Origin of the sequence: Novosphingobium sp. PhB165 (genome assembly GCF_004341845.1) — a bacterium.
In the GTDB taxonomy this organism is placed as follows: Bacteria; Pseudomonadota; Alphaproteobacteria; order Sphingomonadales; family Sphingomonadaceae; genus Novosphingobium.
Genome location: NZ_SLVB01000012.1, coordinates 72,192 through 84,431, shown reverse-complemented (window position 1 = coordinate 84,431; position 12,240 = coordinate 72,192). Strand labels below are relative to the sequence as shown.

General features: G+C 65.2%; 11 protein-coding genes. 8 read left to right on the top strand and 3 right to left on the bottom strand.

Translation table 11 applies throughout. The annotated features are described in order from the left end of the window. Positions 1–37: 37 nt before the first annotated feature. Complete coding sequence (locus EDF56_RS23310; RefSeq protein WP_132392105.1) at positions 38–1,753, top strand: FAD-dependent oxidoreductase; 1,716 nt, start codon at positions 38–40, stop codon at positions 1,751–1,753. A 23-nt stretch (positions 1,754–1,776) separates the two neighbouring features. Here EDF56_RS23310 and EDF56_RS23305 read toward each other — a convergent pair whose 3' ends face one another. Beyond that, complete coding sequence (locus EDF56_RS23305; RefSeq protein ID WP_132392103.1) at positions 1,777–2,943, bottom strand: sulfotransferase; 1,167 nt, start codon at positions 2,941–2,943, stop codon at positions 1,777–1,779. A gap of 56 nt (positions 2,944–2,999) precedes the next feature. Continuing rightward, a complete protein-coding gene (locus tag EDF56_RS23300; RefSeq protein ID WP_132392101.1) occupies positions 3,000–3,371 on the bottom strand; it encodes a nuclear transport factor 2 family protein in 372 nt (123 codons plus the stop codon). Positions 3,372–3,494: 123 nt separating this feature from the next. Here EDF56_RS23300 and EDF56_RS23295 point away from each other — a divergent pair, with 123 nt between their 5' ends. After that, positions 3,495–4,022, top strand: a complete 528-nt coding sequence (locus EDF56_RS23295) for a nuclear transport factor 2 family protein (protein ID WP_132392099.1) — start codon at positions 3,495–3,497, stop codon at positions 4,020–4,022. On the opposite strand, the gene EDF56_RS23290 is transcribed toward EDF56_RS23295, so the two are convergent. Beyond that, on the bottom strand, positions 3,988–4,854 hold the full coding sequence (locus tag EDF56_RS23290; RefSeq protein ID WP_132392097.1) for a LysR family transcriptional regulator: 867 nt from the start codon (positions 4,852–4,854) through the stop codon (positions 3,988–3,990). The two genes, EDF56_RS23295 and EDF56_RS23290, sit on opposite strands and share 35 nt — an antisense overlap. Before the next feature lie 122 nt (positions 4,855–4,976). Here EDF56_RS23290 and EDF56_RS23285 point away from each other — a divergent pair, with 122 nt between their 5' ends. From EDF56_RS23285 to EDF56_RS23260, 6 genes are all read left to right on the top strand, one after another. Beyond that, entirely contained in the window at positions 4,977–6,056 is a 1,080-nt protein-coding gene (locus EDF56_RS23285; RefSeq protein WP_132392095.1) for a Rieske 2Fe-2S domain-containing protein, read from the top strand. 61 nt (positions 6,057–6,117) lie between these two features. Next, positions 6,118–6,885, top strand: coding sequence for an SDR family oxidoreductase (locus EDF56_RS23280; protein WP_132392093.1), 768 nt, complete (start codon positions 6,118–6,120; stop codon positions 6,883–6,885). A gap of 436 nt (positions 6,886–7,321) precedes the next feature. After that, positions 7,322–9,910 (top strand): TonB-dependent receptor, encoded by a 2,589-nt coding sequence (locus EDF56_RS23275; protein WP_243652809.1) that lies wholly within the window; start codon positions 7,322–7,324, stop codon positions 9,908–9,910. A 73-nt stretch (positions 9,911–9,983) separates the two neighbouring features. Then, the gene (locus tag EDF56_RS23270; protein WP_132392091.1) at positions 9,984–10,601 is read left to right on the top strand and encodes an EthD domain-containing protein; all 618 of its coding nucleotides are present in this window, start codon (positions 9,984–9,986) and stop codon (positions 10,599–10,601) included. After that, a complete protein-coding gene (locus EDF56_RS23265; protein ID WP_132392089.1) occupies positions 10,601–11,383 on the top strand; it encodes a glucose 1-dehydrogenase in 783 nt (260 codons plus the stop codon). The genes EDF56_RS23270 and EDF56_RS23265 overlap by 1 nt, the downstream gene beginning before the upstream one ends. A 37-nt stretch (positions 11,384–11,420) precedes the next feature. Next, positions 11,421–12,203: an SDR family oxidoreductase gene (locus tag EDF56_RS23260; RefSeq protein WP_132392087.1), complete on the top strand. Its 783-nt coding sequence runs from the start codon at positions 11,421–11,423 to the stop codon at positions 12,201–12,203. Positions 12,204–12,240: the final 37 nt, after the last annotated feature.

Sequence of the window (12,240 nt, the reverse complement as noted above, 5' to 3'; positions counted from 1 at the left end):
CCTATAAAGAGGCCGGGCTGCCGGCCGGGTGAGAGGCATGACCGGGAATTCGAGCGCGCAGTGGGACAGAGTCGTCGATGTCGTCGTCGTCGGATCGGGGGCAGGCGGGATGCTGTCCGCGCTGGTCGCGGCGCATAACCGGGCCGATGTGCTGATCGTCGAAAAGGACCCACTGTGGGGCGGCACTTCCGCCACGTCGGGTGGCGGCATCTGGATTCCGGGCAGCGACCAGGCGCGTGAAGCCGGGTTTGTGGACGATCTGGACGATGCCTTCCGCTATGTGCGCGGGCTTTCGGCCACCAATGTGCCCGATGCCAACATCCGCGCCTACGTGGACAATGCCGCGCCCATGCTGCGCTGGGTCACCGCCAATACGCGCGTGCGCTATCAGGCGCAGCCCTATCCCGACTATCATGCGGAAAATCCGGGCGGCTCGCCTACCGGATTCCGCACCCATCTGCCGTTGGAGTTCGACGGCAAGCTGCTGGGCGCGGCGATCCGCACGCAGCGCTTTCCTTCCCCGGCAGCCAGCCTGTTCGGCTATCTCCAGTGGACCTTCGCGGAGACCTACGAGCTGCTCTACCGCACCAAGGGCTGGTTCACGCACCTTGTCGCCAACATGGGCAAGTATTGGCTGGACCTACCGTTCCGCTTCACTTCGCGCAAGGATCGCCGCCTGACTCTGGGCACGGCGCTGACGGGAGCGCTGCGGCTGGCGCTGGACGAGGCAGGCGTGCCGGTGTGGCTGGCGAGCCCGATGCGGGAGATCGTGCGCGAGGATGAGCACGGGGACGGCCGCGTCACCGGTATCGTGGTGGAGCGCGACGGCAAGCCCCTGCGGATCGGCGTGCGCAAGGGCGTGGTGCTGGCGGCGGGCGGGTTCGACAAGAACCAGCAGATGCGCGATGCCAATGCGCCGCTTTATCCGCAGGCGAAACTGTCCGGCGGCGTCACCAGCAATACCGGCGATTCCATCCGGGCTGGCGCGGCGATCGGGGCGGGTACGATGAACCTGCAATCGGCCTGGGCCGCGCCGGTGTTCTACGTTCCGGGTGAGGATCGCGGCAGGCTCTGCACGATCGAGCGGGCACTGCCGGGCTGCATCATGGTGAACCAGAAGGGCGAGCGCTATCTGAACGAGGCGGCGTCCTACCACGTCACCGGGCAGGAGATGGCGCGCCGCCAGCGCGACCATGGCGATGCCAGCCCTAGCTGGATGATCTTCGACAATCGCTATCGCCATCAGTTCCCGATGGGCCCGTTGCTGCCGCTGGTGCCGGACTGGCTGCAATCGCGCGGCGTGCGCCAGATCCTGCGCAAGGGGCAGAGCGTGGAGGAACTGGCGGCAAAGATCGGCATGGATCCGGCCGCGCTGGCCGGCACCGTGGCACAGTTCAACGTCCATGCGGCGGAAGGCCGCGATCCCGTCTTCCATCGCGGAGAGGCGGCCTATGACAAGATGTACGGTGATTACCGCCATGGCCCGAACCCTTGTCTGCGCCCGCTGACGGAAGGGCCGTTCTATGCCCTGCCGATCTATCCGGGCGACATCGGTACTAACGGCGGCCTGCGCACCAATGCGCGCGCGCAAGTGGTGGACGATCACGGCGCCGCCATCCCCGGCCTCTATGCCGTGGGCAACAATGCCGCATCGGCCATGGGGGAAAGCTATCCGGGTGCTGGCGTCACCATCGGCCCGGCCATGACCTTCGGCTACATCGCTGCACGGGACCTGACCGGCGCGAACAGCTGATCGCGCCGATCCTTCCCGCTACCTTAAGACAGGTAGCGGGCGCGGTATCCGGCGAAGGCGTCGCGCACCGTTGCCATGTCTACCCCGAAGCGCTCCGGCGCGTAGTCGTGTGTCGGGCGTTGTTCGCGGCTGTTCCCGGCCATGAATTCGGCCAGCGCGGCTTCGTACGGCGCCACGCCCATCCGTGCCAGCACCCGTTCCGCCTGCCCGATGGGATCGCGCGCGACGGCGCGGTAATCGATATCGACAAACCTATGCTCGCCGATGCGGGCGCGAGCCTGTTCGAACAGGGCCATCCATTCGGCCAGCCGGGCGGACCAGAACTGGCCGACTTCCCGATCGTCCACCGTCGCCGCCAGCTTGTAGAGCGCGGCTTCCATGCTGACGTAGGAGGGCACGACCTCTGCCGGATCGCGGTGCGTCATGATCAGCAGCGCCTCCGGAAAGGCGCGCGCGGCCAGTTCGGCGTAAGGCAGGTTGGAGGGGCTTTTGAGGATCCACTTCGCCCCGCGCCGGGCCGGATCCTGCCATTGCAGGTACTTGAGGATGGTCTTCAGATCCTCATGCCCGCGTGACTGGTCGTATCCGTCCAGCCAGCGCGCGAAGGAGGGGACGAAGCTCATGCCCTCGATCATCGTCGAAACGAACATCTGGCCAAGGATGAGGATCTCCTCGTCCGGCGCCTCGGGGTCGAGGGGGTGGATCGATACGAGTTCGGGCGATACCTGGAGCCAGCCGTCGATCATGGCCTGCGCATAGGCGCGTCGTTCGCGTGGATCGCCGGGGGTCTCATCCGGGAAAGGCGCGAAGTTCTGCGCTTCGTACCAGCGGACCGCGGTCATTCCCGGCGCGGCGGCCAGCAGGCGGTGGAAAATCGTGCTGCCGGTGCGCGGCAGGCCCAGGATCACGCCGGCCACTTCGACATGCTCGTCAAGAATTTCCGGCGCGCGGCGGATGTCTTCGATCATCCGCAGCCGGCTGGTCAGCCCCTTCACCACGACTTCCCGCTGGGCGGCATAGCCGGCGGGCGTCAGCCGGGCTTCGCGGTGGACCGCCTCTACATAGCGTTCCATCGGTTCCAGGAACCAGGTGTCTCCGAAATCATTCAGCCCGGCGCGCTGCCGGGCAGCGTCCAGCAGAGCGTCGCAGGTGAACGATGCCGCTTCGTCCGTGGGGGCGATCGTGGCCATAGGGTCAATCCTCTCCTTTATGCCGTGCCGTCTTCGGCCTTGGCGTTATTTCTGATTCACGCCCGACTATGGGCAGGGCCGATATCGTCCGGCCCCCAATAGCCGCGCAGGTAGGTGATCCGGTTCTGCGCGTCGAAGCTGCAGACATCGATCGAGCGAATGCGCAGGCGCGGGCTGTCCGGCGGGGTGAATTCCACATCGAAGGCAAGCGCCGCTTCCCGACCCTGCGATCCGCGCGGAGGGCCGAGCGGATGGATGCGCGTTTCGAACGCGACCGTATCGGCAAACCATGCCCGGATTGCCGCGCCGGTCTTCGCTTCGGTGCCCACTGGATCCTCAATCACCGCGTCCGGCGCGAAGAGCGCGAGAATGCCCTCAACGTCGCCCGCGTTGATGCGCTCGACATAGGCATCTAGCGCCGCCTTCATGGCCGGCTGATTCGGCAATCCCTCTGTAGAATTTGATTCGATCATGGATTTGCGTAATACATGAGGTAATAAAATCTGAAAATCGAAAACAATATGCCGTAGCGGTGAAAGGATCAGGGGACGATGCCCGATTGGCAGGAGCAGTGCGATCGCATGGCGATCATCGATCTGGTCGCGCGCTATTGCCGGGGGTGCGACCGGCGCGATTTCGCGCTGGTCCGCTCACTCTATCATGACGATGCGGTGGACGATCACGGCACGATGTTCCGCGGCGGGCCCGATGCCTTCGTCGAGTGGCTGCCGGAGGCGATGGCGCCATGGGAACTGACCATCCACGCGATCGCCAACAGCGTCGTGGTGATCGACGGAGACCGGGCGGAGGGCGAGCACCTCGTGCGGGCATGGCACTGCACGCATCCGCCGGAGCGGACCGAATATATCGTCCACGGCCGCTATCTCGACCGCTACGAGCGGCGGGACGGAGCATGGAAATTCCTCCACCGCCAACTCGTCTTCGATCATGGAGAAGTGCGCGCGGTGGACGAAGACGCGATGGCAAAACTGGGCGCGGAAGCCAGCCATGGCCGCGCCGACGGGGACGACCCTTCGTGGGCGTTCAAACTGTTGGCGGGCCTGTCACGCGCGCCCTGAGGGCCTCGGTCAGAAAGGCGATCAGGGCGCTCAATCCCGCGCTGGGCGGCGCCTTGGCGCGATGGAGCAGCCATAACGGGCAGTCATGGCGTGGATCGGGCGGCGCAAGGCGTTCCAGATAGGGCTCGCCATCGGCCGCGAAGCACCAGAGCGTTGCGTTGCCAAGCCCGGCCAGCACGGCCTGCTTCATCTGCGGCCAGGCGTTGAAGGTGGTCAGCCCGGCCTTTTCCGCCGCCTCGCCGGCCGGATTGCTGGCCGTCCACTGGCTGCCGGGCAGGGCGGCGTCGAGTTCGAAACCCCAGCCCAGTTGCGCAGGCTGTGCCGCCCCGTCCCGCCGGGCGTATGGGGCCTGCGCCAGAGTCGCCAGCTCCACGCCCCAGAGCCGCAGCGGCGGCTTGCGCACAAGCGCGATGGCCAGATCGGCGCGGCGGTAGGTCACCGCGTCGATGGGATCGAGTTCGCCCAGCAGTTCGATGGACACTTCCGGATGGTGACGGCGGAATTCGGCGAATTCGGGCAGGAACTCGCTGACGATGCCCCCGCTGCCCGCCACGCGCACCGGGCCTTGGGCCAGATTGGGCAGCGCCAGATCGCTGCGCATCCGGGCGACTTCCCGCTCTATCACTTCGGCGGCGGCCAGCAGCCGCTTGCCGGCGCGGTTGGGCGCGGGGCCCAGCGGTCCCTCCTCGAACAGCGCGACGCCCAGCGCCGCCTCCAGCGCATCGACCCGGCGGCCGACCGTCGTGCGGTTGATGCCCAGTTGGCGCCCTGCGGCGGTGTACGAACCGGCGCGCACGGCAGCCAGAAAGATCTGAAGATCGCTCCATTCCATAAGGCGTGCATATTTGCACAACCTATGTGCAGGTCAATTCTCTTCGCAAATCGCCAATCGAACGGCTAAATGGACAAGGAATGCGCCGCCGTAAGCAGGCGCAGCATAAGGAGTCGATGCAAATGGCCACTACCAGCGACTATGGCCTTGGGCCTCACGCATTTCCGCGTGGCTGGTTCATGATCGGAGCGGCAGAGGAGGCGACGCGCACGCCCGCCGCGATCCGGTATTTCGGCAAGGATCTGGTGCTCTATCGCGGCGAATCGGGCACGGCCTATGTCGTCGATGCCTATTGCCCGCACATGGGCGCGCATCTGGCGAAGAACAGCACGTCCTACATCGTGCGTGACGCCGAACATGTTGAAGGCGAATCGATCCGCTGCCCGTTCCACGGCTGGCGCTACGGCCCGGACGGCGCGTGCAATCACATCCCCTATTCGGATTTCGTGCCCAAGGCGGCGAAGCTGGGCACCTACAAGGTGGTCGAGCGCGCCGGCATCCTGTGGATGTGGCACGACGAGGAAGGGCTGGAGCCGGATTACGACCTGCCCCAATTCGGCGGCCATTACGGTGAGCCGGGTTGGGTGGAATGGAAGATCGACTTCATGGGCGATCTCAACGTCCACGGTGTCGAGATCGTCGACAACATGGCGGATTATGGCCACTTCGTGCCGATCCATGGCGCCAAGGATTTCCAGTACTTCGCCAACGAGTTCCAGAACCACGTCGTCCACCAGTACTACAGCGCAGGACACCGCACGTTGACGGCTTCGGCCGAGGATCAGCTGGTGCTGGATACCTGGTACGAAGGGCCGGGCTTCCTCCAGTCCGAAATGGCCGGTGCGTTCGACAGCTTCATCATGATCGCCAATACACCGATTGAGGATGGCCGTTCGCGCGCATGGCACGGGCTGATGGTGAAAGTGCACGACGGCTCGCGCGAGATCGCCGATGAGGATCGCGCCAATGCGGCGATGTATCAGGAAGGCAGCCGCCTTGCCTTCGCGCAGGACGTGGAAATCTGGGCGAACAAGCGCGCCTGCCTCAACCCCATGGCAGTGCCAGCGGACGGGCCCTACGGGAAAGTGCGCAGCTGGTATCGCCAGTTCTTCAATCCCCGCGCCAAGGCTCCGGAAATTCAGGGCCGCGTGAACGGTCTGGTGGTCACGCTGGACAAGCGACCCGGTAGCGTGGCCGCCTGATCGGGGCGGCCTGTTTCGGCAGGCCGCTGCTTTACTTTACAACATCGAAGGGAGGGAACCCGTGGCGACATTTCCAGCGGGGTGTACGCTGCTGTTCGGCGGCAGCGGCGGAATTGGGCAAGGCGTGGCACGTTGCTTCGCCGATGCCGGTAGCGACGTGGCAGTGGTCTATCGCAGCAAGCCCGATAAGGCGAAAGCGGTCGCCGCTTATGCCGAGGCGCAGGGCCGCAAGGCGAGCGTTCATGCGGCGGACGTCACCGACGCGGCGCAAGTGCAGGATGCCATCGCCGCCGCCATTGCCGAACACGGCCGCATCCACACGGTGGTCTGGGGCGCCGGGCCGCTGGTCAACCAGCGCTATCTGGCCGAAACGCCGATGATGGAATGGCGCCATGCCTTCGATGTCGAAGTGCACGGCTTCTTCGCAGCCGCGCAGTCGGTGATCCCGCATATGCGCGAGCAGGGCGGCGGCAGCTTCGTGACGCTGGGGTCTGCCGGGCACGACTGGTGGCCGGCGCGCGATGGCATGTCGGTGGCGGTGAAGGCTGCGAACGAACAACTGATCAAGGGCATCGCCAAGGAAGAGGGTCGCTTCGGCATCCGCGCCAATTCGGTCCTGGTGGGCGTGATCGACGCCGGGCAGCTCCACGAACTGACCCAGCAGGGGCAATTCGATCAGGCCTGGGTGGAAGAGACGCAAAAGCTGCTCTGCCTGAAGCGCTGGGGCACGGCGGTAGAGATCGGCCATGCTTGCGTCTATTTCGCGAGCAACGAGGGCGGATATACCACCGGCCAGTCGATCTCGGTCTCAGGGGGATTCGGAGTCTGACCTCTTCCTGAGCATCAGGTTTCGATTGTCAGGGCCGGGGGCGTGCGGAATGGCACGCCTCCGGCCCTTTTCGTTTGCGTGCGGCGCAGGAGCGAGAGGGCGCGGATTTTCGCGGCTTCGGCGGTGTTTTTGCCTTTTATCATTTGCGGATTGTATTGCGATATTCATGCGCAATCATCACATAAAATATGACCTTGATGGCATTTTGCGTAAGTGATAGGTCTAAAGAAAGAGCAAGATCATAAAGCAAAGGGAAAGGTGCCGCACGGGCTTCCTGCCGATTTCCGGCAGTGGATCCACTCGGCCATAGCACGAAGTATCACACTCGCCGCGACATGACGTTTCGGCAGGCGACCGCCTTCGTGCCTTTCCCCGGACCTGCGGCCCCCGCCGCACAAGAACACAAGAACGATGTCGAGTGGAGAGGGAGACAATCGTGACCAAGAAGAAGGAACTGGCATCCGCCGTGCGGATGCGGGCGAAGCATTGCTGGCTGTCGGGCGCGGCACTGGCGGCATTGTTACCGATGACGGCACAGGCGCAGGACAGCGGGCAAACCGCGCCGACCCCGGCCGTTGCACCACAGGCCCATGCCGCCACGGCGGGCATTACCGAGATCATCGTCACCGCCAACCGCCGCGCGGAACGCGGGCAGGACGTGCCGATCGCGATCACCGCAATCTCGCCTGACCGGCTGGAAAAGCAGAGCATCGGCAAGGAGCAGGACCTTCAGGCCAGCGTCCCTTCGCTGGTGGTGGGGCCCAACGGGCAGGGTTCGCGCGATTCCATGTCCTTCACCCTGCGCGGTCAGGGCGCGACCTTCCAGGCATCGCCCGGCGTGGTCGTCTACATGAACGAAGTACCGCTGCCGGGCGCGCTGACGCTCAGCCAGCAGGGCGGGCCAGGCAATTTCCTGGATCTTGAGAGCATGCAGGTGCTGGCGGGGCCGCAGGGCACGCTGTTCGGCCGCAACACCACTGGCGGCGCGGTGCTGCTGGTGCCCAGGAAGCCCGGCGAACTGCTGGGCGGCTGGATCAAGGGCGAATTCGGCAATTACGACCGCACTTATCTGGAAGGCGCGGTGAACCTGCCGATCGTCGAAGAAAAAGTGCTGCTGCGCGTGGCCGGCGCCTATCACGACCGCGACGGCTTCACCCGCGACGTCACTTTCAACAAGGATCGCGATGACGAGCACTGGTATTCCGGCCGCATGGGCCTGACCCTGCGCCCGGTGGACGGTGTCGAGAACTACACGATGGCCTACTACTCGAAGTCCAGCAACAATGGTGCAGGGCTGGTCAATCGCGGTTTCAACATCGATGCGCTGAAGAGCCGGGGCTTCTGCGCCGATGCCCCGGACACGCCCGGCCCCATCGGCGTGCCCTGCGACGTCTACCGTGCGGTGACCGCCAATGCGGAGGCGCTGGGCCCGCGCAAGACCGCGTTCTCCACCGATGTGTTCCAGCGCACGGTGACCTGGGGCGTGACCAACACTACCTCGATCGACCTGTCGGATACGGTCACGCTGCGCAATATCTTCAGCTACCAGAAGCTGAAGCTGGGCTATCGCTATGACGGCGACGCCTCGATCCTGCAGCAGCACGATGCCGATCCCGGCGTGGTGCCCGCGCCCGGCGTGGTGACGATGCCGGTGCTGGGCTATCCGGTGACTTACACCAACGCCACGCTGGACACCGAAGAACCGCGCGATAACATGCGCCAGATCACCGAGGAACTGCAGCTTCAGGGCAAGACGCTGGGCGGCCGGCTGGACTGGACCGTGGGTGGTTTCTACTACGACCAGAAGCCCGACGGTCCGCAGGGATCGCGCGCCATCGTCTATTGCCCGGCGCTCTACACCGGCTTCTGCGAGGCGGGATACAACACCTATGGCACCAGCACGAAGTCCAAGGCGCTCTATGCGCAGGCGACGCTGGACCTTGGCGCGCTGACCCCGGCGCTGGACAATCTGCGCTTCACCGGCGGCTTCCGCTACACCTGGGACCATATCGACGGTTTCGCGTCCCAGTATCAGCGTTCCACCGCCGATCCGACCAAGGCGGTCTGCGGATCAGACAGTTCGCTGGTCGATTTCGCGACAGCGGCGGCAACCTGCCGTCTGGAAGCCTCGCTGCGGACCAAGGCACCGTCGTGGACGGCAGGGCTGGACTACAAGATCACGCCCAGCATCCTGATCTTCGGCAAAGTCAGCCACAGCTACAAGGCGGGCGGTTTCAACCAGTATGCGGTGTTCGAGAATACGCGCACCTTCAAGCCGGAGAAGGTCACCAGCTACGAAGCGGGCGTGAAGTCCGACTTCTTCCTGGGTGAAGTGCCGTTCCGCCTGAATACGTCGGTCTATCACGTGGACTACAAGGACATCCAGCGCGCGACGGGAGACTACAACCCGGCCACCAACGCCGGCGGCGCGCGCACCAACAATGCCGATGCGCGGATCAACGGCGTGGAAGTGGAAGCATCGATGCGGCCGTTCCCCGGCCTGGAGATCGGCGGCAACTTCAGCTATACCGACGCGAAGTACACCAAGTATGAGTTCGAGACGAACACGCCGATCATGGCCTGCAATGGCTATGTGCTGCCAAAGGCCTATGGCGGAACCGGTATAGCCGACAGTTCGTGCCTCGATTTCCAGTATACCGCGCCGTACATCTGGAGCATCCACGTTTCCGCCGATCACGACCTTGGCGGCGATCTGGGCACGCTGACGCTTTTCGTGAACTATTCGCACACATCGCGCCAGTATACCGAGGCGGTGCAGCTGCCGCAGAACCAGCCGGGGGCCTATCTGGAGGCTTTCGGCCTGCTCAGCGCCTCGCTCGATTGGAAGGGCGTGGCAGGCACGAATTTCGATCTTGGCCTGTTCGGCACCAACCTGACCGACAACCTCTACCGGATCAGCAATTCCGACGTCTATCAGGACACCGGGCTGCTCTATCGCGCCACGCTCTATGGCGAGCCGCGCATGTACGGGGTGCGGCTGAAGTACCACTTCGGCGGCGAATGACGGCGAACTGCGCCTTTGCGGACCGGCGGGGCCTGTGCGCCGCGTCGGTTCCGCTGCGGGCAGGAGACAGGCCATGAAAAGCATTTGCGCGCTGGTGCATCGGCCGGATCGGGACCGGGCCTTTTTCCAGCGCTATTACGAGGACCACCACGCGCCGTTCGCGGCGCGGCTGTTTCCGTTCCGGGGCTATGCGCGCAATCATGTGGACGCGGCGGAAATCTTTGGCTGGGACACGATTTCGGAGTTCTGGGTGGACGATCCGCTGGCGCCGCTGCGCGTCATCGAAGGGCCGCACGCCGCCGCGCTGCGCGCGGATGAGGAGCGCTTTCTCGACCACGCGCGGCTCGCCCCGGCGCGGGTGGAGGAGCATGTGCTCTCCGCCGGCGATCCCGCCGATGCGGGCGGGCGCCGCCTTGCGGTCTTGCTGGAATCCGCCGCCAGTAACGATCTCTGGCACGGCCGCGCGATGGGCTGGGCGCGCAGTCTGGCCGAGCGGCGGGCGGGCGTGGCGCTGGACATTCTGATCGACCGGAACGGCGGCTTTCCGGCCGATGCCGTGCTCTGGCTGCCGGGGCATGACGACCCCGGGCCGCCGCCGGACGAGCTTGTAGCGCAGCCGCTGCGGATGCACCGCCATGAGACGGACATGACATTCAATCACCATGATTTCGACAATGAAGGACATGCATAATGGGAAGGCTTGAAGGCAAGGTGGCGATCGTCACCGGCGGCGCACGCGGCATGGGGGCGGCAACCTGCCGCCTCTTCGTGGCCGAAGGGGCCAAGGTGGCCATTGCCGATGTGCTGGATGAAGCCGGCGCGGCTCTGGCCGCCGAACTGGGCGATGTTGCCGGGTTCTGGCATCTGGACGTGACGAGCGAGGCCGATTGGGCCGCCGTGGTTCGCGACGTTGAGGCGCGTTTCGGGCCGGTCGACGTGCTGGTCAACAATGCCGGCATCCTGCACTTCGCGGGGCTGCTCGATACCACGCTGGCCGATTACCGGCGCGTGCTGGACGTCAATCTGGTCGGCGAATTTCTCGGCATCAAGGCGGCGGCGCCGGGCATGGTGGCACGCGGCAAGGGCGCCATCGTCAACGTCTCCTCGGTAGACGGGATGAAGGGTGCGAATGGCCTTTCCGCTTATGCCTCCAGCAAGTGGGGCGTGCGTGGGCTGACCCGCGTGGCCGCCATGGAACTGGGCCACAAGGGCGTGCGCGTGAACTCCGTCCACCCCGGCGGTGTCGATACGGTCATGACCAACCACGACGGTTCGCCGCGCGACAAGGTGGACGAACGCTTCGGCAATATCCCGCTCCAGCGCGTCGGCGCGCCGGAGGAAGTGGCGGCGGCGACCGTGTTCCTGGCCAGTGACGAGGCATCCTATCTGGCCGGCGCGGAAATCGTCGTGGATGGCGGCATGATCGTTGGCGCCTATTATCAGGGAATGCCCGGCGCACCGGGAATGGACTGATGGGGCGAATGGACTGATCGGGCGAAAGGGAAGAGAGATGGAAAAGCAGAACTTCGAACCCGCGCTGGGCGCGCCGTCCAGTCCTGTGGTGGTGACGGGCGGAGCCTCCGGCATTGGCCTTGCCAGCGCCCGTGCATTGGCGGCAGTCGGCCGTCCCGTGGCGCTCTGGGATATCAATGAGGCCGGCGCGACGGCTGCGGCGGCGGAAATCGCCGATGCCTGGGGCGTTGCCGCCATCGGGCTGGCGGTCGATTTGCGCGATCCGAAGGCGATTGCGGAGGCTGCCGCGAAAACGCGCGAAGCCTTGGGTCTGGTGGGCGGGATCGTCCATTCGGCCGGCACCGCCGAAGTGACCGGGATCGACGGGGTGACGCCCGAATTGTGGGACAAGGGCATCGCCCTCCATGTGCGCGCGATCGTCAGCCTGGTGCAGGCGTTCCGCGCCGACATGCGCAGTCTGCCCGGCAGCAGCGTGGTGGCGCTTTCCTCCATCAACGCGACTTTGGGTAGTGGGCTGATCCCGATCTACAGCGCGGCGAAAGGCGCGGTGATCTCGTTGGTGCGTTCGATGGCGGACGAGCTTTCGGCCGATGGCATCCGCATCAATTCGGTCAGCCCCGGCCAGATCGATACGCCGATCATCGCTGCCGCCAAGGCCGCGCTTCCCGGCGTGTTCGAACGGCGCATCTTCCTCGGCCGTTTCGGCGCGCCGGAGGAAGTGGGGCGGGTGATCCGCTTCCTGCTCTCGGACGAGGCCAGCTACATCACCTCGTCCGAAATCGTGGTGGACGGCGGCAATATCCATTCGCCCCGTCAGTAGGGAAAATAAGGCTAGGCCCCCGGCATCGCGCCGGGGG

What these genes read in the sequence shown, in the direction of transcription:
- EDF56_RS23285 (WP_132392095.1), top strand. Translation starts at nt 4,977, where the DNA reads ATGGCCACTACCAGCGACTATGGCCTTGGGCCTCACGCATTTCCGCGT.
- EDF56_RS23265 (WP_132392089.1), top strand. Translation starts at nt 10,601, where the DNA reads ATGGGAAGGCTTGAAGGCAAGGTGGCGATCGTCACCGGCGGCGCACGC.
- EDF56_RS23300 (WP_132392101.1), bottom strand. Translation starts at nt 3,371, where the DNA reads ATGAAGGCGGCGCTAGATGCCTATGTCGAGCGCATCAACGCGGGCGAC.
- EDF56_RS23295 (WP_132392099.1), top strand. Translation starts at nt 3,495, where the DNA reads ATGCCCGATTGGCAGGAGCAGTGCGATCGCATGGCGATCATCGATCTG.
- EDF56_RS23260 (WP_132392087.1), top strand. Translation starts at nt 11,421, where the DNA reads ATGGAAAAGCAGAACTTCGAACCCGCGCTGGGCGCGCCGTCCAGTCCT.
- EDF56_RS23310 (WP_132392105.1), top strand. Translation starts at nt 38, where the DNA reads ATGACCGGGAATTCGAGCGCGCAGTGGGACAGAGTCGTCGATGTCGTC.
- EDF56_RS23290 (WP_132392097.1), bottom strand. Translation starts at nt 4,854, where the DNA reads ATGGAATGGAGCGATCTTCAGATCTTTCTGGCTGCCGTGCGCGCCGGT.
- EDF56_RS23270 (WP_132392091.1), top strand. Translation starts at nt 9,984, where the DNA reads ATGAAAAGCATTTGCGCGCTGGTGCATCGGCCGGATCGGGACCGGGCC.
- EDF56_RS23305 (WP_132392103.1), bottom strand. Translation starts at nt 2,943, where the DNA reads ATGGCCACGATCGCCCCCACGGACGAAGCGGCATCGTTCACCTGCGAC.